This is a genomic window from Opitutus sp. ER46 (assembly GCF_003054705.1).
Lineage (GTDB): Bacteria > Verrucomicrobiota > Verrucomicrobiia > Opitutales > Opitutaceae > ER46.
Genome location: NZ_QAYX01000023.1, coordinates 448243 through 475032 on the forward strand (window position 1 = coordinate 448243; position 26790 = coordinate 475032).

General features: G+C 69.1%; 16 protein-coding genes. 2 read left to right on the forward strand and 14 right to left on the reverse strand.

What is annotated here, in order from left to right:
- Positions 1 to 35: 35 nt before the first annotated feature.
- Together DB354_RS14755 and DB354_RS14760 are read right to left on the reverse strand one after the other, a co-directional pair.
- Positions 36 to 3197, reverse strand: coding sequence for a hypothetical protein (locus DB354_RS14755; protein WP_107836397.1), 3162 nt, complete (start codon positions 3195 to 3197; stop codon positions 36 to 38).
- A 35-nt stretch (positions 3198 to 3232) separates the two neighbouring features.
- Complete coding sequence (locus DB354_RS14760; RefSeq protein ID WP_107836398.1) at positions 3233 to 5626, reverse strand: glycosyltransferase family 39 protein; 2394 nt, start codon at positions 5624 to 5626, stop codon at positions 3233 to 3235.
- 141 nt (positions 5627 to 5767) lie between these two features.
- On the opposite strand from DB354_RS14760, the gene DB354_RS14765 reads away from it, so the two are divergent.
- Positions 5768 to 7057 carry a radical SAM protein gene (locus tag DB354_RS14765; RefSeq protein ID WP_107836399.1) on the forward strand — a complete coding sequence of 430 codons (1290 nt, stop codon included), beginning with the start codon at positions 5768 to 5770 and terminating at the stop codon, positions 7055 to 7057.
- A gap of 9 nt (positions 7058 to 7066) precedes the next feature.
- Here the strand turns inward: DB354_RS14765 and DB354_RS14770 are convergent, their stop codons facing one another.
- The 12 genes from DB354_RS14770 to DB354_RS14825 all read right to left on the reverse strand — a co-directional run bounded on the left by DB354_RS14770 (position 7067) and on the right by DB354_RS14825 (position 23720).
- A complete protein-coding gene (locus DB354_RS14770; protein WP_107836400.1) occupies positions 7067 to 7831 on the reverse strand; it encodes a methyltransferase domain-containing protein in 765 nt (254 codons plus the stop codon).
- Positions 7832 to 7856: 25 nt separating this feature from the next.
- Positions 7857 to 8843: a class I SAM-dependent methyltransferase gene (locus tag DB354_RS22050; protein WP_146180270.1), complete on the reverse strand. Its 987-nt coding sequence runs from the start codon at positions 8841 to 8843 to the stop codon at positions 7857 to 7859.
- A 196-nt stretch (positions 8844 to 9039) separates the two neighbouring features.
- On the reverse strand, positions 9040 to 12891 hold the full coding sequence (locus DB354_RS14780) for a hypothetical protein (protein WP_146180271.1): 3852 nt from the start codon (positions 12889 to 12891) through the stop codon (positions 9040 to 9042).
- A complete protein-coding gene (locus DB354_RS14785; RefSeq protein ID WP_107836402.1) occupies positions 12888 to 16853 on the reverse strand; it encodes a glycosyltransferase in 3966 nt (1321 codons plus the stop codon). Before DB354_RS14785 ends, DB354_RS14780 begins: the two co-directional genes overlap by 4 nt.
- Complete coding sequence (locus DB354_RS14790) at positions 16850 to 18211, reverse strand: glycosyltransferase family 2 protein (RefSeq protein WP_107836403.1); 1362 nt, start codon at positions 18209 to 18211, stop codon at positions 16850 to 16852. Before DB354_RS14790 ends, DB354_RS14785 begins: the two co-directional genes overlap by 4 nt.
- A 25-nt stretch (positions 18212 to 18236) precedes the next feature.
- The gene (locus DB354_RS14795; RefSeq protein WP_107836404.1) at positions 18237 to 18956 is read right to left on the reverse strand and encodes a transaldolase; all 720 of its coding nucleotides are present in this window, start codon (positions 18954 to 18956) and stop codon (positions 18237 to 18239) included.
- 89 nt (positions 18957 to 19045) lie between these two features.
- Positions 19046 to 19648, reverse strand: a complete 603-nt coding sequence (locus DB354_RS14800) for an HAD-IIIA family hydrolase (protein WP_107836405.1) — start codon at positions 19646 to 19648, stop codon at positions 19046 to 19048.
- Positions 19649 to 19697: 49 nt separating this feature from the next.
- Positions 19698 to 20306: an SIS domain-containing protein gene (locus tag DB354_RS14805; protein ID WP_107836406.1), complete on the reverse strand. Its 609-nt coding sequence runs from the start codon at positions 20304 to 20306 to the stop codon at positions 19698 to 19700.
- 158 nt (positions 20307 to 20464) lie between these two features.
- A complete protein-coding gene (locus tag DB354_RS14810) occupies positions 20465 to 21178 on the reverse strand; it encodes a nucleotidyltransferase family protein (RefSeq protein WP_107836407.1) in 714 nt (237 codons plus the stop codon).
- A gap of 12 nt (positions 21179 to 21190) precedes the next feature.
- Positions 21191 to 22174, reverse strand: coding sequence for a galactokinase (locus tag DB354_RS14815; protein ID WP_107836408.1), 984 nt, complete (start codon positions 22172 to 22174; stop codon positions 21191 to 21193).
- A gap of 72 nt (positions 22175 to 22246) precedes the next feature.
- Positions 22247 to 22618 carry a four helix bundle protein gene (locus tag DB354_RS14820; RefSeq protein WP_158277550.1) on the reverse strand — a complete coding sequence of 124 codons (372 nt, stop codon included), beginning with the start codon at positions 22616 to 22618 and terminating at the stop codon, positions 22247 to 22249.
- A gap of 52 nt (positions 22619 to 22670) precedes the next feature.
- Positions 22671 to 23720: a Gfo/Idh/MocA family oxidoreductase gene (locus tag DB354_RS14825; protein WP_107836409.1), complete on the reverse strand. Its 1050-nt coding sequence runs from the start codon at positions 23718 to 23720 to the stop codon at positions 22671 to 22673.
- A gap of 206 nt (positions 23721 to 23926) precedes the next feature.
- On the opposite strand from DB354_RS14825, the gene DB354_RS14830 reads away from it, so the two are divergent.
- Entirely contained in the window at positions 23927 to 26785 is a 2859-nt protein-coding gene (locus DB354_RS14830) for a phospholipid carrier-dependent glycosyltransferase (protein WP_107836410.1), read from the forward strand.
- Positions 26786 to 26790: the final 5 nt, after the last annotated feature.

Here is a 26790-nt window from a genome sequence, read left to right on the forward strand (position 1 = left end):
GAAGAGGCGCAGGGGGGGCGCGAAGCCGGCGGGGCTCAGGCCGTCGCGGCGTCGCGGCGGGCGGAGCCATTTCCGGCCGGCCAGCGCCAGGCGGCGGCGAGGGAGGCCAGGAACAGCACGGCGCCGACGATCGAGAAGGCGACGTTGCGGTACCAGTGGCGCGGCACGCAGCGGAACTCGATGCGGTAGTCGCCGCCGGCGGGCAGGGCGACGCCCTTGAAGGCGTGGTTCAGCCGGAGGATGGGCTGTTTGCGGCCATTGACGAAGACGCGGAAGTCACCCGCCCAGAACGTCTCGAGGAGCACGACGGCGCCGGGGCCGGGCGCGTGCACGTCGAAGGCCGTGGTGTTCTCGGTGAGTCGGTAATGCGTGGCCGGCACGACGCGGCGGCCTGCCCAGTCGCCCCAGAGCGCGGCGAGCGTGGGGGTGGCCGCGAGGTCCTTGCGGGCCATGGCGGCGAACGGCCGGCCGTCGCCGGTGCGGATCTTCTCGGCAAACTCCTCGGCGCGATCGTAGGGCGCGACGCGGTCGGTGAAGAACGCGCGCGGCCACACCGTGGGGCTCTCGTACACGTCGAGATCGGCGATCTTCGTCAGCTTGAGCGCGCGGCCCATCAGCCCCTGGTCGCTGTGGCGGTCGAGGTAGAAGCGGACGTTGAGCGCGTCGAAGAACGGGCGGGCGGCCGGGACGTTGGGCGGCTCGAGGTAGATGCGCCAGTCCCAGAGCCGCTGGGCGCCGCCGAGGAGGCCGGTGAGTTCGCGATACCACGGGTTCATGAGGGCGTCGGGCCCGTGGATCGTCTCGAGGCCGTAGACATCGTTCCAGCCCGGAAAGAACACGCCGCGGATGCCGTAGGCGCGGGCGGGTTCACGGGCGACGGCGGCCTGCATGAGCTGGACGGCCTCCGATTTGGCGTGGAAGTCGACGCGGGTGGTGGGGCGGAGGACGAAGCTCTCGAAACCAGCGGCCGGCGCGTGCAGCGCGTGGCGCCAGACAAGGGCGCCGGCGCTGGCGGCGAGGAGGAGCGTGAGCGCGGGAGTGAGCCGGCGCGTGACGCTGGCGTGCCGCACGCCGGCGGCGAACACGACGACGGCGAGGAGCAGCGACGCGAGATAGCCCCAGAGGAACGGAGCGACGGCCAGCGGGCGGCCGAGATCGTTCACCGTGAAGGCGGTCCCGTACATCGGGCGGTGCACCGCCTGGCGAAACGCGATCCAGGCGAAGACGATCGCGCCGAGCAGGAGGCCGGCGATGAGCAGATCGCCGCGGCCCTCGCGCGTCGGGAGCCGGCGCATGGCGGCGGCGAAGCCCACGCCCGCGAGGACCGACCAGAGGACGATGAGCACGCAGGAGAACGTGTTGTCGATGTGGGCGATGTTCGCGAGGAACGGCAGCCCCATGATCCACGCCGGCGGAACCAGGCCGAAGGCAAGGGCGAGCGGGAGCAGCGAGACGGCCGCGATGGCCATCACGCGCCGGGCGCCGAAGTGGGCGCGGAGCGTCGCGAGAAAATAGAGAAAGCCCAACAGGAGCAGGAAATTGAGCGACGGGCTGAAGGTCTGGTTGTTGGGCGCGATCGGCCGGTAGAAGGCCTCGTCGAACAGCCCGAGGATGATCGAAGGCTGGATCTGGTAGGCGGCGGCGGAGTTGTACGAGGTGTAGGCGTTGGCCAGTTCGTGCAGGAACGTGCCCCAGATCGGCGCGGTGAGGAGGACGAAGAGCAGGCCCGCCCACGCGGTGCCGGCGAGCTTGAGCAGGCGCTGGCGCCAGGGAGCGGCGTCGGCCAGCAGGACGGCGGCGCCCGCGAGATTCATCGCCAGCAGCAGCATGTAGGCCTCTTTGGCCGTGCCGCTGTTCATCAGCGCGAGATTGGCGACGACGAGCCCGGCGGTCCAACCGGCGGCCCCGCGCACGCGGCGGGCGGCGGTGACGCGCAACCAGCAATAGAGCGGCCAGGGCGCGTAACAGAGACTGAAGAACGCCGGGTGGTTGAAGCGGTAGAGGAAGAAGCCGACGAAAGGCGCGGCCGCAGCGACGACGAGCGCAGGCAGCAGGGAGGTGCTGAAATGATCCCCGGCTTCGGTGGCCGGCGGCGCGCCGGCGGAGCCGGTCCTCGTCCCGTTCGTGCGCACCAGGGTGAACACGATCAGGCCGAGGCCGCTGGCGAAGATCCACTTCGCGAGCAGGAACTTGAGGTCCCACGCCCAGGAGCGGCCATTGGTGGCGAGGACGAGCAGGTGCAGTGGATCGCCAAACATCGACTGGCCCTGGCCAAGCAGGGGAGTGCCGCCGGTGTTGTAGCGGTTCCAGAGCGGCACCTCGCCCTGGCGCAGCGCGCGCGCCTCGACCATCGAAAGCGGGATGTGCTGCCACATGATCGCGCCGAGGTCCGATCCCTTCACCTCGCCGGCGGTCGCGTCGCGGTAACCCGGCAACGTCGGAAACTCCTCGTACAGGAGGACCGTGCCCATGTTGGGCGAGACGTAGCTCTTGCCGAGGAACACGACCGGGTAGCTGCTCGCGGCGACCGCGAGGGCGGCGACGAGGCTGAGCGCGAGGACGGGCCGGGCGGCGAGCCGACGGGCGCGGCTCGCGAGGGCGTCACGGACGCGCGGGAGGCGATCGAGGGCGACCAACAACAACAGGAGAACGGCGAAGCAGGCGACGGCCGGACGCCAGCCGCCGACGACCAAGGCGAGGCGCGAAGGTTCGAGTTGGAGCGGGGGATCGAAGGCGACCGTGAGCTGGGGGTCGTTGGCGTTGGGCGCGGGGAAGATCTCGAGGCCATCGGCGGTCGGGCGAAGCTCGCGGATGGCGTAGGCGGGCTGGAGCGCGTTCAGCGCGACGTCACGCACCACGCGGCCATCGACGCGGACGACCCGCAGCGACTTGAGCGTGACCGCGGTGTCGCCGTCGACCGGGTCGAAACGAAACTGACGGTAACGGCCGGGCGGGATAGGAAAGCGGTAGGTGGTGAAACCAGCTCCCGGCGTGAGCGCCTGGATGAGCGAACTCGCTTCGGTGAAACCCGTCCCGGCGTCGGGATAGATCTGGACGCGTCCCGCGGACGTGGAACGCAGCTGGACCTCGATGGCGAAGGCGTCGGGCGTCTCCTTGGCCGCGGGGCTGAACGGCACGGCGAAGAGGAGGGCGACGAAGGCAGCGACGAGCAGGGAGGCGGCCGAGAGGAACTTCATGAAAAAGATAACGTTGGGGGACGCGGGGGCGGGTGTCAGCGCCGCGTTTCGCCGGCCGGGAGCAGGCGACGCAGGAACCAGCCGGCGCCGAGGTCGATGTCAGTCGCCCGTACTTCGCGGGGCGGCGGACCGGGCGTGAACACGAGCCAGTCGAGATCGGCGGGCAGGGGTGTGCCGGCAGGCTGGTTGAGCAGAGGGACCAAGGTGCGCGCGTGGCGCGGACCGAACAGCGGGTACTCGTAGCCGGAGAGCGCGACGCCGACGCGGGCGTGGAGCGGGACGCGCTCGGCGAAGGCGCGTTGGGCGGGATAGCTGGGGTGGAGGCCGGTCATCTGCTGCACGCGGTCCTGCCCCCAGAAGGCAGGGCGGCCCGCGTGCGGCAGGAAGAACGCGTTGTTGCGCAGCAGCGCGGCCGGGGCGACGTGGACGCAGGCGAGCGCGACGAATCCCGTGGCGGCGAGCCGGCCGCCGCGCCGCCAGCGACTGGCCCACCAGGCGAGTCCCGGCAGGAACAGCACCGCGCCGTACAGGAATTGGCGGCCACGCGTGAGATCGTACGGGCCGGCCAGGCACTGCGTCGCCAGAAAGACGATACCGCCGACGGCAAGCCACCGCAGGTTCCGCGCGCCGCAGGAGACGAGGAAGCCGGCGAGGAGGAGGAGGCCGAATGGGCCGAAATAGGAGAGGTTTTCGTCGGGGCGGATGAGGCGCGGGGACATGAAGCCCATGCGCGAGTTGTCGGTGCCGACGAGGTCGACGCCGTGCCGGGCCAGCGCGGACGCAACGCGCCCCTTGGCGTTGGCGAGCCGCGCGGCAAGGCGCTCGGTGGGAGGGGCCAGATCGAGCGTGCAGAAATCGAGGGCGAAACGCAGGGCGTTGCGTCCCCCGACCGCGAGCCGCGAGGCGATCGTGTGCTCTGCGCCGACGTGCAACGTGAGCGCCTCGGCCCCGAGCGGGTGACCGTGGCGGCGGACGTTGCCGACGTAGCCGGCGGGCAGGATGAACACCAGCGCGGTGAGCCCGGTGACGGCGGCGACCCGCACGCGCCAGAGGGAAGGTCCGACCGCGAGGGCGAGGGCGGGCAGGAGCGTCAGCGCGCTCGCCTTGGTGCCGATGGCGAGCCCGAGCGCCAGCCCGGCGAGCGCGAGCCAGAGGATGCGCCGTTCGTCGCGGTAGCGACGCAGCAGGAAGAACGCGGCGGCGAGTTCCGCGGCGATCAGCAGATCGTTCTGGGCGGTCACCGCCTCCAGCCACGCGATGCTGAGGAGCATGGCCGTGAATCCGGCGAAGGCGGCGCCGGAAGGACGCAGCCGGTACGTCCGCGCGACCGCGTACACGGCGGCGCCGAGAACGAACCACGACAGAAACTGCGGCCACCCGGCGACTACGTCGCTGCGGCCGCCGAGGGCGTACAAGCCGCTGAGCAGGACGGCGGAACCCTGGCCGAGTTGGTCCTGGGAGAAGTGGTTGCCGCCGTAAGCCGCGAGGCTGCCCTGCTGCAGGTAATAGCCGACGCGGGTCAGGTGGTAGAGCATCGCGTCGAAGCTGTTTGGGCTGGGGCCGAAGAGCAGGACGACGTTGGTGAGCGTGAGGAAGCCGACCAGCGCCAGCGCGAGCGTCAGGTAAGGACGGCTCCGGAGCAGCGTCTGCCAGCGTCGCGTTCGCAGGCCGCCACCGCCGCGGGCGACAGGCCGGCCAGCGAGGAGCACGCCCAGTCCGAGCCACAGCAGCCAGGCCCACGGCCGCGCCAGGACGCCGGCGGCGCCCAGCAGGTAACCGCCGGCGGTCCACCACGCCACGAGGGCGAGGAAGCCGAGGATGAGGCGCTCGGCGAGGTGACGTCCGCCGAGCCGCCAGCCAGCCTGGCGGCCGACGTGCGCGCTGGCGAGAACGGCGGCGACCAGTGCGAGCGCGGCGGTCACCGGATAGGGAATACGGGTGCGCGTTGCCGTGGGAATCTCGAGGGCCGGCGAGAACGAGGCGAGTAGTTGGGCGTCGTTGGCGGCGGTGGTCGGCTGGATCTCCAGTCCATCGACCCCGACACGCGCCGCGGCGATTTGCTGGAGCGGGGTGAGTTCCTCCGGCGCGAGACGACGCAGGGTTTCGCCGGACGGGGTGACGAAACGCGCCCGGTGGAGAACGACGCGCTCGGCGCCGTTGGTCGGATCAAGTCGCAGGCGGACGAGCCGGCCGGGCGGCAACGCGAACGAGTAGACCGCGGCCGCCACGCCGGGCCGCAGCGGCAGCCGCCGGGCATTGGCCTCGGAGAAGCCGGAGCCGAGATCGAAATAGGCCTCCACCTCACCGGGGCCGGAGGCGGTCAGGGTGAGTTCGAGCGTGTATGAAGCGGTGCTCTCCGTCGTGACTGGATTCAAGGCCGCGCTGACGAGTGCGACCACCAGCAGGAGTCCGATGCCGAAGAGCTTCATCCGGAGCAGCGAGTTTCATTAGCCGGCAGGGGTGGACAAGGCTTTATCCGTCGCCGGGGTCCGCCGCGGCGTGCGCCGCGCCGCCGAAGGGGAATTACTTCTTGCAGTGCCTCCTGAACTGGGGATTTTCACGGCCCAATTATGTCATTCGACGGCGTCCTCGACGGAAATGACGGGTGGCGGGCCTATGGCTGGGCCATCGACCGCTCGCGTCCGAACGAACCGGTCGAGGTCGAGTACACGCTTTCGTCGGGCGGGACCGGCACCGTCGTCGCCGATGTCTTTCGCGCCGATCTGAAGCAGGCGGGAATTGGCGACGGCCAGCATGCCTTCGCGATTCCGCTGCCCATGCGGGCGGGGGACGCGCCGCAGATCGCGGTGCGGATCAAGGGGACGAGCTTTGAACTGCGGGGCAGCCCGACAGTGCAGAAGCACCGCGAGGTGCTGGCGCTGGTCGCGGGTGACATCGTCAACAACTGCAACCTGCGGTGTCCGTTCTGCGTGGTCGATTACGCCGGGATCCGCGGATTGAAGCTGATGACGGAGGAAACCTTCCGAAAGGCGGCGGAGTTGATGCCGCTGGTGCCGCCGGGCCAGTTCTGGCTCTCCTGCCTCCACGAACCGACGATGCACCCGCGGCTGGTGGACTTCATCGAGAGCGTGCCGCTGGAGCTGCGGAACCGGATCAGCTTCACGTCGAACCTGTCGCGGCGGCTGCCGGAGGACTGGTTTGGCCGGCTCGCGCGGTCGGGAATTCACAGCCTGCGGGTGTCGTTCGATTCGCGGCAGCCGGAGGTGTTTGGCGCGCTGCGCGCGGGGGCGCGTTACGAGGTGTTCAAGCAGAACGTGGAGCGGTTGGTCGCGGCGCTGCGGGGCACACCGGAGCGGCCGCGGCTGCATTTCATCACGATGGCGTTTCAGGACAACGTCGGCGAAATCGTGGACCTGATCCGTTACTGCCGGCACGAGCTCGGGGCCGATTCGCACGAAGTGCGGTTTCTCTACTACATGCCGCACCTCGCGCAGTGGGGGAAGGAACACATCCTGACGATCGAGCAATGGGACCAGTTGGAGGCGGCGCTGCAGCCGTTGAAGGCGGAGACGGCGCTGCAGATCGCGGGCCCGGTGCCCGGGACGCGCGAGCAGTTCGAAGAGCAGAAGGGCCTGGCGGAGTACGTGGCCCGCGAAAATGCGTTCGGCTGGGGTGACGACGCGCGGCAGACGCCGGTGCCGGTACCGGAGAACGTGGCGAACCGGCTGCCCGACGATACGTTTCAACTCCGGTTGCGCTGGGATGGCCTCGTCGTGGCGGAAGGATGTCCGGAGCACGAGTTCCGTCTCAACGTCGCACAGCTCGCGCGGCCGGCGGAGTATTTCGAGACGCTGCGCCTCGCGGCGTGGCAGGCGCGGCAGCCCGCGGTGCGGGCGTAGCCGCTCTGGCTAAGCCGCGTTCAGCTTGCGAGCGTCGGGGCGCAGTCCCCGGCGGGTGAAGGTGGCGCGGAGCCGGGTGGTGAGGGGCTTGTGGACGCGCGCGACGACGAGGAACCCGAGCGGGTTGGAGGACGGAAAGGACTCCTGCACCTCGACCACCTCGATGCGGCCGGCCCAGATGCGCTCACGGTTGCCGAGTTCGATGAGCCCCGTGAGGACCGGCGGCTCGAAGACGTGAAAGTGGATGTTGATCTCGTGACCCGCGGCGACGGCACCGCGGTAGTTGGCGGCGTACTGGTCGCGTTCCTTTTGCTCCAACTCCGGCGGCGTCGCCGGGGAGAAGAGCCGCCAGTCGAGTCCGTACACGAAGTCGTCGATGTGCGTGCCGTCGGACTGCGTGGTGCCGCGGCGATAATCCTCGAGCATGTGCGCGGGCGCGGTTAGCGGCCGGCGGTGATCGAACGTCTTCCGGCGATCCGGGACCACCATGTAGATGATGCCGAGGTGCGCCAGGACGCGGTACCATTCGGCCAGGGCGCCGAGCGGGTTGGCGGAGTGCTCGAGCACGTGCGAGGAGGCGACGTATTGGAGCGAAGAGTCGAAGAACGGCAGCTCGCTCGCGTCGCCGTAGTAGTCGGCGAGCGTTGGCTCGTTGGCGTAGTTGGCGAACCGGTCCACGTAGATCGGTTTGATCCCGGGAATGGGCGTCTTGAAGGCGCCGATTTCCACGCCGGGTCCGGTGAGGTAACGCGCAACGAGTTCGAGGTGTTCCATGGACGAAGAGATGCCGGCGGGAGGCTCAGACCTCGGCAACGGCAAACAGGTGGTAGTCGAGCCGCGCGCCTTCACGCGTGCGCAGCGGCGTCTCGCCGTACGACTGGATCTCGACCGTGCGGAAATGTGGCCGGAGGAGTTCGCGGAGGCTGGCGCGGGAAAAGAAGTTGCGGTGGTCGCTCTCGAGCAGGTGCCACGGCACGGCGAGGTACGGGCGCAGGTAGGGCACGAGCTCGAGGTTGGGCACGGAGATGAGCAGCCGGCCGCGAGTGACGCGTCGAGCCTCGGCGATGAACGACCAGGGATCGGTCGTATGCTCGAGCACCTCGATGCAGATCGCGGCGTCGAACTCGCCATTGGCGAACGGCAGGCGGCTCCCATCGACCTGGCGATGGGGAAGCCCGCGTTCAGCCATCGTGGCGCAGTCCTCGGCGCGAATCTCCACGCCCAGCCACTGGTAACCGGCGGCGATCAACGGCGGGCCATACGGACCGCGGCCGCAGCCGATGTCCAGAACGCGGGCGGAGGGTCGGGGCAGGTATCGGTTCAGCAGGGCGAGCAGGTCCGCGCTCGGCGCGTCCAGCGGAGGACCGCTGTGATACATGTGCTCCTGCCGGACGAGGTGCGGAAACGCGGGGTCGATGAGAATGCCCCAGTCGCCGGTGCGATAATCGCGGCCGGTGAGGGCGACCTCGCGGGTGAGAATGGTCTCGCGGCGGCCGTCGGCGAAGTGCGCCACGACGGCAAGGGCGAGCGTCTTCTCCGCGACCAAGGCGGTCGCGGTGCCGAGCAACGTGAAACCGGTGGGGGTGTCGACCGGGAGCCCGAGTGCCGTCGAGACGTCGGCGCGCGGATATAAAAGAGTGGTGCGGCCGAGGCTCAGCGTGCCGTTGGCGACGGCCTCGATTGCGATGGGCGCGGGCTCGGACCCCGCGTGCACCCAGCCGCGGACGCACAACGTGAGGGGGTCGCAGATGTCGGTGGTCGACGGGAAGTCGAGGGCGGCGTGCATGCGGAGGACGGCGTCGGTTCAGCGCCGGCCAGGCATGGGCGCACGGCGGAAAACGAGTGCGGGCGCGGTCCGGCTGCGCCCTGTGGGCACTGCTCGTGGTCTCATCCCGTGAGGTTCCTTTGCACCGGCCATTCGGCGGCCGACCGTAGGTTTGGAAAAGGTTGAAGCAATCCCATTTCCGGTGCGGAGGCGTGACCTACGCGACGGATTTCGGTGCGGTGGTTTCACCGTCGCGCCGCTGGTACGCGACGAGGAGGAGCGCGCCGGCAAAGAGTATGTAACTGGCGCCCGCAAGCAGCGGCGCGTGGGCCGTGAGCCGCCAGGTGCGATAGCTGAGCGGCGAGACCCAGACGGGTTCGCTGAAGCCGACCCAGCGGGCGGGGGTGGCCACGTGCGCCACCAGAATGGCTGGTTCGGAGGGGCAGCGCACATAGGCGGCACGCCAGTGGGCGCCGGCGGGCTTGCTCGGAGCGATGCGGGCGAGAAGCGCGCCGGTCCGGGCCGAGACAAGCTCGAAGGTGGTACCCGACTGGCCAACATCGCCGGCCGTCTCGATCTTCCACCACCCGTGGTCAGCCGAAAGTGCCGGACTCCGCCAGGTTTGGCCCGCGGTGACCACCCGTGCTGCGTCGGGCCAGAGCGTCGCGAGGGTGGGAACCGCGGCGAGCGAGCCGTCGTTCCGCAACCCCGGAACCTCGATCGGAGCGCGGACGCTGGCTGGCATGATGCGGCGGATCGTCGGATTCCGCAGCAGGCGGATGAGCCAGTCGGTGTGCGGGAAGGGCAGCTTGGGTTCGCGCGCGAATGCCTCCTGATCGTCGGTGCGCAGGAACATCCGCACGTTGTGGACGTAGTCGCGGTGATCGGCGGCACGCTGGGGCAGTTCGGTTTGGAAGGTGGAGCGCGTAGCCACCGCGACGGCGGCGACGACCAGGATGCTCCAGGTCGTGGTGAGGGCGAAGCGTGAGGCGCGGCGCGTGTCGGGTGCGGCCGACCGTGCCAGCAGGGCCAGGGCGAAGGCGTTCAACACCACTCCGACGGCGAACACGTCGCCGTATCTGATCCCGGGAAGGCTGCTCCCGCCGCCGCGGGCGAAACTGACCGCGGCCACCTGGGCGAGGACCCAGAGCCCGCCGGCGACGACGAGGTCCGCCGTCACGCTGGCGCCGTGGCGCGGCTCGCGCGTGAACGGCGAGATCAGACGGCGGGTGGCGAGCACGAACCACGGCAGCCACAGCAGCGGGGCGAGCCACGGGAAACCGTAGAGCGGCCAGGAGAGGCAGCGCAGGGCGTACACGGCGGCCTCGGCGAAGGAGTGGGCGTGCAAGGGCGTGTGCCAGGGCGCCTGGGGTCGGAACCACCAGCCGATGGCGGCGAGGACAACGGCGGTAGCGATCGTCGCCAGGTTGCTCGCGCGACCAAGTCGGCGGGGACGTGCGGCGTTTGTCGGCTGACGCAGGCGCAGCGCGGCGAGCAGCGCGATCGGCGCGGTGACGAGCAGGCCGGAGCCCATGCTGACACCGGCTACGACCGCGGCGGCAACGCCGCCGCACCACCGCCACGAACCGGCGGGAGCTCCGAGCACGCCGCCGAGCGCGAGCAGGGTGAAGCCGATAAGGAAGTAGAACTGCGACTGGAAGCCGAGCAGCACGTTCTCCCACGCGATGGGCGGGGCGGTGACGAGGACGATGGTGCCCACGACGGCCAGCGCCCAGCCGGTCGGCAGCCGGCGCAACGCCCAGGCCGCGAGGCCGGCGGCGATGAGGGCGTGGAGGGCTGCGCTCACGGCGCACTGCACGCGGGCATCCCACTGGTCGGCGCCGAGCCGGAGCAGTCCGAGGTTCAGCGCCAGCGTGGGCGCGATGCGATGCTCGCTGTGGGGAAGGAAGAGCGGTGCCCAGAACTCGTGGCGCTCAAACCACGGCGCGTAGCAGAGCTCTCCCTCCTTGGCCCACTGGTCCCAAACCGGCAGGTCGGTGCCATAGCGCCCGATTACCGCGAGCTTGGTGCACCACACGCAGAAGAAAACGGCCACAACGAGAAACGTGCGGCGGCGGCGCGCCGGACCGGAGATGGCCGGGGGTACATCGTCGTCCCGCCCGACCATGCGCGGGGCGGCGTCGGACCGGTGCAACCGGGCCAAGCGAATGAACGCGGCGATCGCGGCGAGCACGCCGATGACGGTGAGCCAGAGCGCGTGCCGGACCACGAGAACCGCGAGGTAAGAAAGCGTCGCAACCTCCACCGGCGCGCTGAAGGCGAGCCACCGATGGGCGTCGCGGTCGTGGGCGACGATGACGAATGGTTGCGCCGGCACGCGGACGTAGGCGGCGCGCCAGGGACCCGTGCCGGACGCGGGACCAACCGTCGCGAGGAGCTTGCCGCTGGCGGCATCGAGGAGCTCGAGACTTACGCCCGGCTCGCCGAGCTGGCCGGCGATGTCGAACCGCAACCAGGCGTGGGCGGACGGTGCGATCGGCTGGCTGCGCCACTCGCCGATCCCGGCGAGGCCGGCAGTGGAGAAGGAACCCCACGTGACGCGCGCAGGCAGCGGAGGCGTGTCCGGGGCCAAGCCGTGGCCGGGCCGTGGAGCGGGCGTGCGCGGTGTGACCCAGTTGCGGGTGAAGCCCTCGGCCCTGGCGGGTTCGAGCGGCACGGCGGGACGCACGCTCGCCGGGAGGAGGGGGCGGACGCCCGGCACGGCCAAGCGCTCAACCAAGGCCTCCGCGGTGATGTACGGGATCGGGTCGCTGAGCTGGGCGGCGTCACCGGTAACCAGATACGAACGCAGGTGCGCCTCGCCGCCGGCGTAGTACTGCTTCGCGTGGGGCAGGGGATCCGCGAGATTGTAGGTGAGCCGCCACTGCAGGCCCGCGGCGAGCAGGAGTGCCCAGAGGACCACGACGGTGATCCGCAGCGCGGACCGCCAGGCGCCGACGTGGGCTGCCGGCGAGGTGGCGAGTGCGGGGCCGGCCGGGCGCGGCCACACCAGGTGCAGCGCGGCGAGGACGTTGACGCCGAGCCCGAAGATTAGCGTGCCGGCATAGCGGGAGGCGGGATAGGCGCCGCCGGCGCCGCGGGCGTAGGCGGTGGCGAGGACTTGGCCAAAGGCCCAGCCGCCGAGTGCGACGATGGCCCAGGTGATCGCCGCTGGCGCCGGCCGGCCGGCGCGGACGCGGAGCGAGCGGACGAGGGTCAGAAGCGTGAGAACCAGCCACGGGGTCCAGAGGAACGGCCCGGCCCAGTCTTGCTCGTGCAGCGGCCACTCGAGATTGCGCAGGAGCGTGACGACGAAGTCCCGGGCATTCGTGGCCACGAGCGACGCGTGATAATCGACCGTGATCCGTGTGGCCTCGCCGAAGGCAGTGATGAGCCCGGTGACGAGCAGGGTTGGCCATGCCGAACGGAAGGAGGTCTCGCGGCAGAGTGCGCGCCACAGGACGACGCCGAACACGGTGGTCGCGGCGAGGTAGCCGGAGCCCATCGAACCGAGGACAAGGATCGCGGCGGCGAGACCGGCCCACCAACGGCGGCTGGCCGGACGGGAAAACGGCAGGAGCGCGATCGCGATCAGCGAAAGGCCAATGAGCCAGTACTGCTGGGAATGAAAACCGCTGAGCAGGTTCTGGTCGGAAAGCGGCAGGCCGAAGAGCAGCGCGAGGCCGGCAAAGGCGAAAGGTTGCAGGCGCGGGGCAATGGCACGGCGGGCGAGCAGCCAAAGGCCGACGGCGATGCCGGCGTGAAGGAGGGCGTTGACGACGGATTGGAGACGCGCGTCCCACTGTCCATTGACCAAGGTGAGGGCAAGATTCTGGGCCTTGGTCAGAATCACGCGGTGTTCGTTATGAGCCGCGAAGAGGTTGCGGACGAAGTGATCGCCGGAGAACCAGGGGCCGATCGCGTGGACGCCCTCGGCGTCCCACTGGTCCCAATTGGGCATGTCGGAACCGTAGCGGTCGTAGGCGGCCCAGTTGAGTCCGAGGATGATGGCCAGGAGCGCGCCGACCAACGTGCCCCGGAGAAGGCGGGAAGGGCGGGGACGGCTCACGCGCGCGGCGGCCAGGCGAGGGCCCAGCCGAGAAGGTCGAGGGTGAGGTTCGGATTGTACGCGGGGTCGCGATCGAGCTGGGGGCCCCAGGTGCGGCGCATGTGTTCGATCTCCGCGGTGAAGCGGGCCTGCTTGGCGGGGTCGTGGTCACTGCCGCGCGACGCGGATTCGTGGTGGTACAACTCGGCGAAGGGCGTCCAGAGATTGCGGTACCCGGCGGCGCGGATGCGCAGACAAAGGTCGATGTCGTTGAAGGCCACCGCGAGGTGCTCGGCGTCGAACCCGCCGACGCGGGCGAAAACCTCGCGACGCACGGCGAGGCACGCGGCGGTGACCGCGCTGTAGTTCTGGGCGAGTCGCGCGCGGTTCATGTAGCCGTCAGTGCCGTGCCGGTAGTGCAGGAACGCGTGGTTCGCGACGCCCCCGAGGCCCAGGACGACGCCGGCGTGCTGGATGGTGTTGTTGGGGTAGTAGAGCATCGCGCCCACGGCCCCGATCTCCGGGCGCAGGGCGTGGCTGGCCAGCTCGTCGAGCCAGCGCCCCGTAATGACCTCGATATCGTTGTTGAGGAAGCACAGGACCTCGCCGCGGGCCGCGCGGACGGCGTGGTTGTTGATGGCCGAGAAGTTGAACGGGGCGTCGAAGTCGACGGTCCGGACGTTGTCCTCGCGCCGGAGTTCCTCGAAGAACGCAAGCGTCTCGGGGTCGTCGGAACGGTTGTTCACCACGATGACCTCGAAGTTTGGATACTCGGTGCGCGCGAGGATGGAGCCGACGCACGTCCGGAGCAGCGCGCAGGCGTTGCGCGTCGGGATGATGATCGAGACGAGCGGGGCGGGATGGGGCAGCGGGTAGACGATCTGCCAGTGATCGCCCGGGACGGGGCGGACCTCGGCGGCGATGCCGCGGCGGGCAAAGTGGTCGCAGAGGGCGCGCCGGGCGGCGTCAACGGAGTAGTTCTTTGCGCTGACCGTGACGGCGGTGGAGCCGCTGATCGCGCGCCAGTGGTAGAGCACCTTGGGCAGGTGGCGGACGCGCTCGGGCGTGGTGCGGTCGACGACGCGCAGGGCGAGATCCCAGTCCTGGCTGCCCTCGTAGCCGACGCGGAAGCCGCCGACCTCGCGGACGAGCGCGGTGCGGTAGACGGAAAGGTGCGACAGACAGTTCTGGCCGAGGAGCAGGTCGGGCAGGAAGTCGGGTTTGAAATACGGATCCCGGCGCCGGCCGTCCTCGTCGATCTTGTCCTCGTCGGAGAAGACAAGGTCGGTTTCCGGCTGGGCGGCGAGGAGGAGTGCGACCTCGGCCAGGGCGTCGGACGGCAGTTCGTCGTCGTGGTCGAGCAGGGCGACGAATTCACCGCGGACGAGTTCCAAGGCGGAGTTGGACGCGGCGGAGATATGGCCGTTCCTCGGGCGGAACGTGACGCGGATGCGGGAATCCGCGGCCTGGAGCCGCTCGAGGAGCGGCCGCACGTGGGCGGCGGTGGAGGCGTCGTCGGCGATGCAGAGCTCCCAGTTCTCGTACACCTGGGCGCGGACGGACTCGACGGCGCGCTCGAGCCAGCGCTCGGGCGCGTTGTGGACCGGCATGAGGACCGAGAGGAGCGGCCGCGCGGTCGCGGGCAGCGCCGCGAGGCGTTCCCGCAGCGCGGCGGCCTTGTCCGGCGTGACGGTGCTGAAGCACTCGACCCACGAGGCGTAGTCGTGCACGGCGCGCGGCCGGCTCGTGGTGTGGAGGGTGCCTTCGCGCGCAACCTGCCAGGAGCCGTCGTCGGCCTGCACCTCGACGCGGAGCGCGTGGTCGGTGTCGGCGGCGAGCCGGTAGTGAAATTCGAACCCGCAGCCCGCGGCGGAGGCGGCGAGCCCGTGGGCCTGGGCGACATCCTCCCGGCTCTGGCCGGTGGTGCCGGGGAGCGGCGTGCCGTCGAGCAGCACGCGGATGTTTGGAGTGGGCCGTTGGCCGGCGCCGAGGCACCAGCCGGAGATAACGCCCGAGGCAGGAGCGGCGTCCCAGAAGGCGGGGCGGTCCACCGCGAGGCGAAACTCTGGCGCGGGCGCGGCGGCGGAGGCGTCCTCCTTGGGCGCGCGGCGGAACGGATCGACCAACTGACGGCGCAGGGCGCGGGCGGGAGCGGTGGCCTGCCAGGACCAGGAGGCCTGCATGCGGCGCAGTTTGTCCTCGAGCGTGCGGATGCGCTGCTCGCGATCGGCAACATCGCCAGCCAGGGCCTGCTCGCGGACCGCCGCTTCGCGGATCTCATCCGCGTGACGGCCCTCGGCGGCGGCGGTGGCGGCGCGGGCCTGTTCGACGGCGGACTTCTGTACGACGATCTCCCAATGACGGCGGCGCAGGTCAGCGCGGGCGAGCGCGAGGAGATGCCGTTCCCGGTCGAGGTCGGCACGATGCTGTTGCTCGCGGGCAGCGATCTCGGCGCGATGTTGGTGTTCGCGGCTGTCGTAGGCCTGCTGCAGTGTCGCCAGTTCAGCCTGATGCTTCAGCTGGTTGGCGCGGAGCTGATGCTCGAGTTGGGGAACGCGCGGGTTGCGCACCGAAGCCACGAGGTGGGGCCACAGGCGGCGCCACGCCGGATCGGTCTGCGCCAGCACGGGCGCAAGCGTGATGACGGCGCTGGCGAACTCGCCTTGGCGTCGCGCGCGGCTGGTGGCCAGGCGGCGGTAGTCAAAGAGCACGTCGGGGACCGTCTCGACGCGTCCGCCATGGCGGAGCAGTTGCAGGAGAAACTGCCAGTCCTCGTCGGCAAGTCGTTCGGCGGAGAAGCCGCCCTGCTCCAGAAACACGGAGCGGCGGACGAGAAAGTTGGTGTCGCCGAGGACGTTCTCGATGAGCCCAAGTTCGACGCAGCCGCCCAGCGGCGAAAGCACGTAGCCGGGATCAGCCGGGTCGACCGGATCGGAGAACGTGGCGAACGCGCACGTCACGCAATCAGCCCCGGTCATGGCCAGGGCGCGCGCCAGGGTGGCGACCATTTCGGGCCGGAACCGGTTGTCGGTGTCGCAGAACAGGACGGCGTCGCCGGTGGCGTGTTCGACGAGGCGGTTGCGGGCGGCGGCGGGGCCGGCGTTCGGCTGATGCAGGAAGCGCCAGCCCAGGGTCGCGTAGCGCTTCTCCGCCTCCGCGTAGGCGCGCAGGGCGGCGGGCGACTTCGAGCCGTCGTCCATCAGAATCACCTCGTGCGGCGGCAGAGTCTGCGCAGCGAGCGAGGCGAGCGCGTCCGCGAGGAAGTCGGGTTGCTCGTAATAGGGCAGGCAGACGCTGACGCGCGGCAATGGCCGCGGCGCGGGATGCGCGGGGGCGGGGACCAGGTAGGGTCGCCACGCCGTGGAGTCCGAGAGTGTTTCGAGCTGGCGGGCCGATGCGGCCGAGACGAGGCCGGCGTCGACCACGCGGGCGAGCACCGCCCGGTCGGAGAAGATTACCGCGTCGGCGGCGCTGAGGGCCCGTCGCTCGAGATAGTCATGGACGATCTCCTCGCGTCCGCCGAGGGGCAGGTCGTCCTGGGCGAGCCTTGCGAGCTCGCGCGGCAGGTTGGACACGAGGACGACAAAGCGGGTCGACGCGAGGGCGCCGCCGGTCTGGCGACGCAGGAGCGCGATCGCCGCGAGGGCGGGCGAGCCGAGCACGATGCACACCTCGGGCGTCAGTTCGCCGAGCAGGCGGGCGGCGTGGTGGGCGCGGGTGTGGCTCTCGGCCTGGGGAAAAAGGGGAACCGCGAACGCCGGCGGCGTTTCGCGCAGCGCCACGTAGCCCAAGTCACGGGAACGGGCGGCTGCCGGCAGACCGGCGGGCGTGCCTTCCAACGCAAAATTGGCGTCGATGATCGTGACGTCCTCCCCACCGCTCGCGAACGCCGAGGCGAGCGCCCACGGATCGGCGGCGGCCGCCGCGCGGGCGGGCTCGGTCGGAGGCAGGAATTGGTCAACGAGAAGGCAAATCCGGCTCATAGGCGCAGTCCTCGCCGAGAGAGAGCCAAAAGGAGGGCGCTGTCGACCTGCGCGCGGCGCATGCTGCGGTGCATCTCGTCGTCCGTTGGCTCACGCCCGAGCGTGCGCCGCCGGAGGACGTTCATCTCGGGGATGCCGTTCTCTTCGAGTCGGGCCTGGGACTTCTGCAGCGAGTGGAGGCGGAACATGCCAAGGAAGCGGGGCAGCCGGACGATCTTCGCCCCGGCAGCGGCAAAACGTAGCAGGAGGTCCCAATCCAGGGCGAATTGAAAGCTGGGGTTGATCCCACCCACGCGGTCCCACATGCGCCGCCGCCAGAACAATGTTTCCTGCGGAACGAGGTCGTGCAGCCGCAAATCATCGCAGGCTTGGCGCGGCGAGAACCAGCGGCCGACCTCCTGGTTGTTCTCATCAATGAGGACGCGATGACCGTACACGGCGTCGACGTCCGGATGGCGGGCGAAGTACTCGAGCACGTAGCGGGCGGCGCCGGGCATCAGGGCGTCGTCCGAGTTCAGGTACATCATCACGTCCTCGGGGCCGCCGGTGGTGTGGGCGAAGCCGCGGCAGACGGCATCGGCCTGGCCGGCATCGCGGACTGATTCGCCATGGGCGAGGCGAGCGGCATGGCGGCGGATAATCTCGGCGCTGCCGTCGGTGGATCCGCCGTCCTGGACCACGTATTCGAGCCGGATGCCCGGCTGATCGAGCACGCTGAGCATGGTCGTCTCGAGGAAGCGGGCCTGCTGGTACGACGGAGTGACCACGCTGAGCCGGGGCAGGTGTTCAGGCCGGGCGCCGGACGTCGGAAACACCTCGGGCGTGACGGGCCGCGGTGCGTACTGCGGCAGAAGCTGAAGATTGAGCCAGCCCTGGTGCCGGACCCAGGCGACGACGAAATCGCGTTCGTCCGGCGTGAGGCGGTCCCAGGCGGAAGGGCGTCCCAGCCAGGCGCGCGCCCAGAAGTTGAACCAGCGCCAGCGGTCGCCGGCGGGGGGCGGTTCTGCGTGCAGGGTGAAGCGTTTGAACTCGTGCCACGCGCCGTTCGCGAGCTGCACCTCGAGGACGCACAGGTTGGCGCCGCCGGACAGCGTCAGCGCGAGCTCGTAGCCCGAGCGCTCGCTGGTGGGAACGCCGCCCACGGCGGCGAAGACGTCGGGGCGGGGATCACCGTGCAGGCCTGGGAAGGTGCGATCGCCGACGCGCGCGCGGATGGCACGGATCGGCATGCCATCGAGATGGTAGCACCAACCGCGCAGGACCACGTGCGCGTGGACGAGGGTCTGCGTGGTCGGATGATCAACCCAGCTGCGAAAGGCGGCGTGCTCACCGGCCGCCGTGGCATTGATCGCGTTCACCGCAAGGCCGGCGGCCGGCGAAGCATCACAGCTTGAAGCCGGCGTCGCTCGCGTCCTTGGCAAACATCTTGACGGTGTCGAGGGACAGCGCGGTCAGGTCCATGCCAAGCATCTTGGAGGCCTTGGCGAGAATGTCGTGCGGGACGGTGACGATGTCGCAGCCGGACTCCTCCGCCTGGAGAAGATTGAGGACCTCGCGCACGCTGGCCCACAGCAGTTCGGCCTTGGGCTGGGCGTGGAGGAGGGCGCGGGACGCGCGCATGATCGGTTGCGGATCGACGCCGGCGTCGGCGATGCGGCCGGCAAAGACGGAGACGACGGAAGGCACCGCGGGGTTGAGCGACTCGGCGACGCCGGCGACCTGCTTGAGCGTGAGGATGGCGGTGACGTTGAGCTTAACGCCTTCCTGGCCGAGCTCCTTGATCAGGGGGAGGCAGGACTCGCCGCGCGAGTTGGTGATCGGGATCTTGGTGTAGACGTTGTTGGCCCAGCCCTTGATCTTGAGCGCCTGGCGCCGCATCTCGGAGAGATCGTCGGTGAAGACCTCGAGGGAGATCGGCTTGGCGGTGACCGTCTGGAGGATGTCCTTGGCGAACGCCTCGTAGTCCTTGATCCCGGCCTTCTTCATCAGCGTCGGGTTGGTGGTCAGGCCCTTAATGTAGGGCTTGGCGTAGAGGTCGAGAATGCCGGCCTTGTCTGCGCCATCGGCGTAGATCTGGATTTTGAGGTCGCTCAGCGATTTCATGGGTGTGGATTACGTCGACTTTTGCAAAAAAGGGGAGAGTGCCGCCGAGCGTGCGGCAAGGTGAAAGTTTAGGCGTGGCGCTGGCGCCGTCAGCCCCGGCTGGCGGCGGTCTCGCGTAGGATCACGGCGGCGGCTGCGGAGAAGGATTTGACGATGAAGTCGGGTGCCGCGCGCAACTCCTCGGCATAGCCAAAATCGATGAAGACGGTGCGCACTCCCGCGCGCTGCCCGCAGTCGATGTCGCGCCAGCGGTCGCCGACCATCCAGGACCGCGTCAGGTCGAGATTCAACGCGCCGGCGGCGTCGTGCAGCATGCCGGGCAGGGGTTTGCGCCGCCGATCGGGCGGGGCGGTTTTGTCGAGACCGGGGGCGTAGCAAACTTCGACGCGGGAAATGGCTGGGACGAGTTGCCGGAGGCGGGCGTGCATGGACTCGACGACGGCCTGCGACTGGGTGCCGCGGCCGACGTCAGGCTGGTTGGTGGCCACCACGAGCACGAATCCGGCGGCGGCGAGTTGCGCGCAGGCGTCGGGAACGCCGGGAAAAAGTTCGAACTGGGCGAGCGTCTGCGGCGGGTAGGGTTTGCCCTCGCGGACGACCTGACGGTTGAGCGTGCCGTCGCGGTCGAGGAAGACGGCGGGAAGGAGCTCCGGCCGAGCGCCGGCAGGAGAGGAAGGAAGGGCGGACGGCATCGGCGGGACGCCGGCGCGGGAAGGCCCGCGCCGGGAGGCGAGGCGAAGATTACTTCTTCGCGGGAGCGACGCTCTCCCACTTGGTCTGGTTCACCTTCAGGTCGGGATGGGAGACAAAGAGGTGCCACAGCACGCCCTGGAAGGCCTCGCTGTGCGGGGTGATGTTGTTCGGGTTGACGACCGGCACGACCACGCAGGCGTCGGCGACCTTGGCGGTGTAGCCGCCGTCCTTGCCGACGATGCCGATCACGCGGGCGCCGATCTCCTTGGCGAACTGGAGGGCGGTGACGAGATTGGGCGAGACGTTCTTCTCGAGGTTGCCGCCGCCGACGGAGAGGACGAAGAGGGCGTCCTTGGCGTTGAGGCGCGAGCCGCGGAGCCACTCGACGAACACGCTGGCCCAGCCCTCGTCATTGGTGCGGGCGGTGAGTTCGGAAACGTTGTCGGTCGGCGCATAGCACTCGAGGCCGCCGATCTTGCGGAAGTCGTTCACGGCGTGCGAGGCGTTGGCCGCACTGCCGCCGACACCCAGGATGAAGAGCCGGCCGCCGCGCTCGCGAACGGCGCGGAGCTCGCGGACGCATTTTTCGCAATCGTCCGGGTTCAGTTTACCGATGATCTCGGCGGTTTCCTTCAGGTGTTGGACGGAGTAGCTCATGGAAGAAGAGACAGAGTGATGGGTCGGGGTGACGGGATTGAGCGTTCTGCGCGAACGAGGGCAAGCGACGAATATTTGTGCGCATCCGCGCCGGGGTGCGCAGGCGTGACGGCAACCCCTTGGACAACCCAGCGGTCGAAACCCGCCGGGTGCGCCGGTTACGGCGCGCGTTGCCGCAAGAGCACGTCGAGTTCCTGGAGTCCGTCGTGAGAGCCGATTTCGTAGAACCGCTGGCGGATCTCGTAACCCGCGAGCTGCCGGCGGGGGACGAGGGACTTCTGGACTTCGGCGAGATCGACGACGGCATCGCGGGCGAAGCCGTCGAACGCCGCCGCGCGGAAGACGCCGAGACCGTAGTCGATGTGGTGCATCTGCGGCAGGCGGTTCTTCTTGTCGTAGACCTTGATCGCGCCGCCCTCGAACCAGACGTTGCTCGTGTCGTAGCGGCCGTGGTTTTCGTACACGGTCATGAGCCCGAGCTGGCCCGACTGGAGGAAGAAGTTGCCGACGGCCTGGTAATCGACCGGCAGGTAGCTGTCGCCGTAGAGGACGTAAAACGCGTCGCCGAGCTTGGGCAGGGCGGCGATGAGGGCGCCGCCGGTGCCGAGGAGCTTGGGGCCGTCGAAGGCGTACTCGATCTTCACGCCCCAGGTGGAGCCATCGCCGTACTGCTCGACGATCTTCTCGCCGAGGTAGCCGACGCACAGCACGAGCCGCGTGAGCCCGGCGGCCTTGAGGAGCCGGATCTGATGGGAGAAGAACGGCTCGCCGGCCACCTCGACGAGGAGCTTCGGCACCTTCTCGGTGATGGGCCGGAGGCGGGTGGCGAGGCCACCGGCGAGGATGGCGACGGGCAGGTCGGAGGCGGTCATCCGGGGCGCGAGCTAGTTCTGGGCGACGACCTTGGTGCCCTCGAAGTCGAAGCGGAAGCGGACCTCCTGAAGTCCCTTCTGGCGCATGGCGTGGCGGAGCTTCTGCTTGTCCTGGGCGTAGAACATGAGGAAGCCGCCGCCGCCGGCGCCGATGAGTTTCCCGCCGAGGGCGCCGTTGGCCATGGCGAAGTCGTACCACTCGTTGATGTGGGCGTTGCTCATGCCGGAACTCCGGGCCTTCTTGCGCTGCCAGTGCACGTCCATCAGGCGGGCGAACTCCTCCAGGTTGCCGCCCTCGAGTGCAGCGAGGGACTGGTACCCGAGCTCCTTCGTAAAGTGCAGGTTGTCCAGCATCGCGGAGTCGTTCTGCTTCGAGCGGTCATTCTGGTCCTTGAGGATGGCCGACGCGCTGCGGGAGTAGCCGGTGAAGAAGAGGAGGAGGTTGTCCTCGAGGTTGAAGTGCGTCTCCTCGGAGATGTTGCATGGGCGGTACTCGACACGGCCGTCCTTGTGGAACGTGAAGGCGGTGATGCCGCCGATGGCCGCGATGTACTGGTCCTGTTTGCCGATGGGCTCGCCGAGCTTGTTCAGCTCGATGTCGCAGGCCTGCTCGGCGAGTTCGGCCGGGGAGATCAGGTTTTTGCGGTAGGTGTGGAGCGCCTTGAGGAGCGCGGTCGTGAAACTGCCGCTGGAGCCGAGGCCCGTGCCACCGGGGATGTCGGCCATCGAGGTGAGCTCAATGTGCGGGTCGGTCACGCCGGTCAGCTTGAGGGCCTCGCGCACGATCGGGTGCTCGATGGCGTCAACGGACGCCACGCGTTCGAGCTTGGAGTACTTGACGATAATCTCCTGCTGAAACGTCCGGTGCTTCGTGATGTAGACGTACTTGTCGATCGCCGCCGCGACGAGGAAGCCGCCGTACTCGCGGTAATAGGACGGCAGATCCGTGCCGCCGCCGCCGAGGGAGACGCGTAGAGGAGAACGGGTGATGATCATGAAAAAAAGTGAGAGTGAAAGTGAGAGTGAGAGTGGGACGGAGCCCGAAAGTGAAAATGGGGCCGGGGAGAGTTACGGCGAGGGCTGGCTTCGCAGCGTGCTGATAGACTTGGTCAGGATCGCGATGATCTCACGGCAGAGGACGACGCGGGCATCGACGGTTTCCGCGGGGAGCCAATGTTTCAACCGCTCATAGCGGCCGGCGGTTTCTTGGGCCGAACCTCGGGCAATGACAAGGAAGTGGGCGTACTCCTTGGGACTGCCGCGGCCATAGCCTTCCTCAATGTTCGCCGCGATGGAGTCGGCGCTGGCCAACTGCTGGCCAATGAGCCGGGCGAGCGCTGCGGACTTCGTGAGGGGCATCAAGTCGGCAGCCGTGAGGTCAAACAGCTCCAGCGCCTTCCGGTAAGCACCAAATGACGAGAGGTGTGAGTCGGCTGCCATCGTCACCTGAACAAGTGGGCTTTCACTCTCACTCTCACTTTCACTTTCACTTTCACTCCGCCAGCGGCGTCGCCGGCGCCGCAGCGACGGTGAAGCCGCTGGCGCGGTAGATCTCTTCGACGATTTCGAGGGTGCGGATGCCTTCGGGGAGGCCGGGGTGGGGGACGCGGCGGGTGCGGATGTCGGTGACGAACTCGGAGAGTTCCAGGGCCCAGGAGTCGTCACCGCGGGGGTATTCGTAGATCGTGGTTTCGGGCGGGCCCATCTCCGGGAGCATCTGGTAGTGCGCGAGGCGTTCGAGGCCGTAGCTGCCGCCGAGGCCGTCGATGGCGAGTTTCGCGTCGCGCCCATAGATCTCGAGGGAGAACAGGTTTTTCCACTCCGTGCAGCTGGCGTGCAGCCAGGCGGTCTGGCCGGAGGCGGTGCGCAGGGACAGGAACGCGTTGTCGTCGACCTTCATGTCCCAGAAATACGTGGCGGCGTGCCCTTCCACGCGGGTGAAGTCGCCGAGGAACCAGCCGGCGAGGTCGATCAGGTGGACGCCCTGGTCGATCAATTCGCCGCCGCCGGACTGGGCGGGATCGGCGCGCCACTCACGGTCGTAGCCCTTGCGGCCGCCATGGCCGTAGCGGGCGCGCAGGAACATCAGCGGTCCGAGCGCGCCGGCGTCGATCAACGCCCGCGCCTTTTGCAGCGCCGGGTGGTAGCGATGGTTGAAACCGATCCGGACGAGGGCGCCGGTCTTCGCGGCGGCCGCGGCGACGGTGCGGAGCTCGGCGGCATTGAGCGCGCCGGGTTTTTCGACGAGCACGTGCTTGCCGGCTTGGACGGCGGCGAGGGTGATCGGGGCGAGCGAGCCGTTCAGCGTGGCGACGATGACGACCTCGACGCTCGGATCGCGGACGACGGCCTGGAAATCGGTGCTGGCGGCGCAACCGGCGACGCCCCGGGCGGCATCGGCAGCACGCTGGGCATTGAGGTCGCAGGCGACGCGTACGGCCGCACCCGGCACCTTGGCGAGCGCCGCGATGCGCTTGCGGCCAATCAGGCCGCAGCCGACGACGGCAAAATTAAGGGTTGGCTCCGTGGTGATGGCGCTCATTCCGTGATGAATATGCAAGCAGCGCATGCGAATGCCCAAACGGTGGCAAGTGACGTTTTGCCGGGGGCGGCCGGCGATGGGCGTGGCGCAGTGGAGTGACGACTTGCCTGCAGTAATGGGTTGAAGGAGGCCGGCTCCGCTTCTTCCGTCGGGAGGCGGCCGAGTCGTAGGATGATGCGCCCGGCCAGCCTGCTACCCAGGTGTCCATGAACCCTCCTCCAGGTAAACCTGCCTCGCGCGACGCGTCCACGACCCGCCGTGGAGAGTGGATTGTGTTCGCGGGCGTGGCGTTGCTCGTGGGCTGGTTTTACCTTTGGTCGGCGCGGACGGAGGACGCGTCGTGGCGCTGGGGACAGCCGCAGACGGATTACTACAACCTCCTCGTGGACGGGTTTCTGGACGGACAATTGTCATTGAAGGTGAATGTTCCCCCGGAGCTGTTGGCGGTGGACGATCCGTATGATCCGGCGAAGCGCCCGCCCGGACTTGGGCTACACGACGCGTCCCTGTACCGCGGCAAGTACTACCTCTACTTTGGCGCGACGCCGGCGGTGACGCTGATGCTACCCTTTCGGGTGATCACGGGCGTCGCGCTGCCGCTGCCGGCGGCGGTGGTGATCTTCAGCTGGCTGGGTTTCCTGGCGTCGGGACTCACCTGGCGGGAGTTGCGACGGCGGTATTTTCCGAACGGAGGACTGCTGCTCTGGACACTCGGGCTGCTGGCGCTGGGACTGGCGACGATGGTTCCGGTGCTGGTGCGGCGCGCGAACATCTGGGAGCTGCCGCTGAGCTCGATGTACGCGTTTGGCGCGTTGGCGGTGTATGCGCTGTTTCGTTCCCTGCACGCGGAGCGGCGACCGTTGGCCTGGCTGGCGATGGCGAGCCTGAGCCTTGGGCTGGCAGTGGCGTCAAAGCCCACGCACCTGTTTGCGGTTGGCCTGATCCTGGTGCCGCTGGCGGTGCGGATCTGGGCGGCGCGAGGGACGTGGCGCGAGCAGCGGGCGGCGCTGCTGCGCTATGCGGGCGCCGCGCTGGTTCCGCTCGGAGGGATCGGGCTGGCGATGGCTTGGTACAACCTGGCGCGATTCGGGAGCGTGACCGAGTTCGGCATCTCGTATCAGTTCAGCGGTCTCTACGAAGTGAAGGCGCGACACTTCAGTTGGGCGTATTACCCGTACAATCTCTGGTTGTACGGCTTCGCGCCGTTCGAGTGGTCGCGCTATTTCCCGTACCTGCATCCGACGCAGCTGCCGCGGACGCCGGCGGGCTTTTTCGGCACGGAGGAAGTCTGTGCAACGCTGCGTTACGTGCCGCTGCTGTGGCTGGCGGTGCTGGCACCCTTCGGTGCGGCCCGGGGCGCAGCGGATCGACGACGTTTTATGATCTGGTTGGGCGCGGTGGCGGCGATGGGCGTCGGCACGCTGCTGATCCTAAGCGGGTTCTATGCCGCGATCGGCCGGTATGAGACGGAATTCATGCCGGCGTTTGTGCTGCTCGGGCTGGTCGGCGGGCTGACCGTCGAGCGCTGGTTGCAGGAGCGTGCGGGCAGGGTGGTGCACGCACTGGGGCAATCGCTGCTCGCGTTGGTGGTGCTGGCGGCCGCGGGCTTTGGCGCGCTGTTCAGCCTGCAGGTGTACGGAAATTTCGCGCGGTCGAATCCACGCGCCTACGCCCGGCTGGCCCTGATCGGAAATCTCCCGGCGAGTTGGTATGAACGCTGGCGCGGCGCCTCGTTCGGACCGTTGGAACTCGAGGTGCGTTTTCCCATCCGGCCGGCGGGTGAGCGCGAGCCGCTACTGCACTCGGGCTGGTACGGGAAGGCCGACCACCTGGGATTGGAGTACGGCGAGGGCCGGCGGATCCGATTCGTCTTTGCGCACGACGGCGGCGCGACCCAGGCGAGCCGGTGGGTGGCGATCGATCCCGCGCGAACGTACCGGATGCGAGTCGAGTTTGGTTCACTGCTGCCGCCGGAGACGCATCCCGTCCTGCGGGGTCGGTCGGTGGACGCGGTGCAGCGTTTGACGCGCGGTGTGCGCGTCGAGTTGGCTGGCGAAGTTTTGCTCGACGGGTATCAGCGCTCGGAAGCGGCCACGTCCGACCAGATTCTCGTCGGCCGAGATCCGAAGGGGGCGAAAGATCCCGCGCGCTTCAGCGGGGAGCTGCGGGCCGTCGCGCGGGATGGCCGGATCGATACGCTCGTTGGCGCCGACTCGAGTCCATGCGTCCTGCAGTTCGCGCTGGCCGAGGTGGGCGCCGACATTGCGCAACCGCTGCTGAGCGTGAACACGGCCGGCGGGCCTGAGACGTGGTGCGTGCGCAGCGCGGGCGGGGCGTTGGTCTTCGGACGCGTGACGGCGGACGGTGTGCGCGAGAGCGCCCAGATCACGGCGGAACGGTCGCGGCTGCATCGCCTGGAGTTCCGGTGTCGCGAGGTTGGCGGAGAGCGGCGCACCTGGCTGGTGCTCGACGGCGTGCCGGTTTGGACGGTGGCGGGGCGCAGTTTCCGGCGCGGCGATGTGATCAGCATCGGAATCGCGCCCGCGGGGCTGGGGCGGTTTGCGGGGCGGATCCTAGAAGTGGAAGCGCGGGGGGCGGCGGCCGGGGCTGTCGAGCGGTTCGACCAGGTGAGTCTGCGGGTGACACTGCCGACGCGACGGACGATCGGGGCGCGAGAACCGCTGGCGACAACGGGGGTGACGGGCGGGGCGGACTTCCTGTTCGTGGAGTACCTGGACGCAGCGCGCATTCGTTTTGGCCTCGAGCACTGGGGCAAATCACCGATCTACGGCGCGCCGCTGGCGTGGGCGGATGCAGAGCCCCGGCAACTCGCGATCCGGCTTGGTTCGTTCCCGGGAGCGGATCCCGGAGCGGGGAGGGTTGAGGTCAGCGTGAACGGACGGCCGATGTGGAGCGCGCCAGCGCGGTTCTATCGGGCGGACGCCGCGGATGTGTTTATCGGGACAAACCCCGTGGGCGGCACGGCGTGCAGCGAGCGGTTCTCGGGCGAAATCACCGAGGTAACGTGGACGGCTCGCGATCGTGCCGAAGCGGGGGCGCGCTGAGCGCG

Coding starts and splice junctions, on each gene's coding strand:
- DB354_RS14800 (WP_107836405.1), bottom strand. CDS start 19,648: ATGCCGTCCGCCCTTCCTTCCTCTCCTGCCGGCGCTCGGCCGGAGCTC.
- DB354_RS22050 (WP_146180270.1), bottom strand. CDS start 8,843: ATGCACGCCGCCCTCGACTTCCCGTCGACCACCGACATCTGCGACCCC.
- DB354_RS14820 (WP_158277550.1), bottom strand. CDS start 22,618: ATGGCAGCCGACTCACACCTCTCGTCATTTGGTGCTTACCGGAAGGCG.
- DB354_RS14815 (WP_107836408.1), bottom strand. CDS start 22,174: ATGATCATCACCCGTTCTCCTCTACGCGTCTCCCTCGGCGGCGGCGGC.
- DB354_RS14785 (WP_107836402.1), bottom strand. CDS start 16,853: ATGAGCCGGATTTGCCTTCTCGTTGACCAATTCCTGCCTCCGACCGAG.
- DB354_RS14795 (WP_107836404.1), bottom strand. CDS start 18,956: ATGAAATCGCTGAGCGACCTCAAAATCCAGATCTACGCCGATGGCGCA.
- DB354_RS14830 (WP_107836410.1), top strand. CDS start 23,927: ATGAACCCTCCTCCAGGTAAACCTGCCTCGCGCGACGCGTCCACGACC.
- DB354_RS14770 (WP_107836400.1), bottom strand. CDS start 7,831: ATGGAACACCTCGAACTCGTTGCGCGTTACCTCACCGGACCCGGCGTG.
- DB354_RS14825 (WP_107836409.1), bottom strand. CDS start 23,720: ATGAGCGCCATCACCACGGAGCCAACCCTTAATTTTGCCGTCGTCGGC.
- DB354_RS14760 (WP_107836398.1), bottom strand. CDS start 5,626: ATGAAGCTCTTCGGCATCGGACTCCTGCTGGTGGTCGCACTCGTCAGC.
- DB354_RS14810 (WP_107836407.1), bottom strand. CDS start 21,178: ATGACCGCCTCCGACCTGCCCGTCGCCATCCTCGCCGGTGGCCTCGCC.
- DB354_RS14805 (WP_107836406.1), bottom strand. CDS start 20,306: ATGAGCTACTCCGTCCAACACCTGAAGGAAACCGCCGAGATCATCGGT.
- DB354_RS14755 (WP_107836397.1), bottom strand. CDS start 3,197: ATGAAGTTCCTCTCGGCCGCCTCCCTGCTCGTCGCTGCCTTCGTCGCC.
- DB354_RS14765 (WP_107836399.1), top strand. CDS start 5,768: ATGTCATTCGACGGCGTCCTCGACGGAAATGACGGGTGGCGGGCCTAT.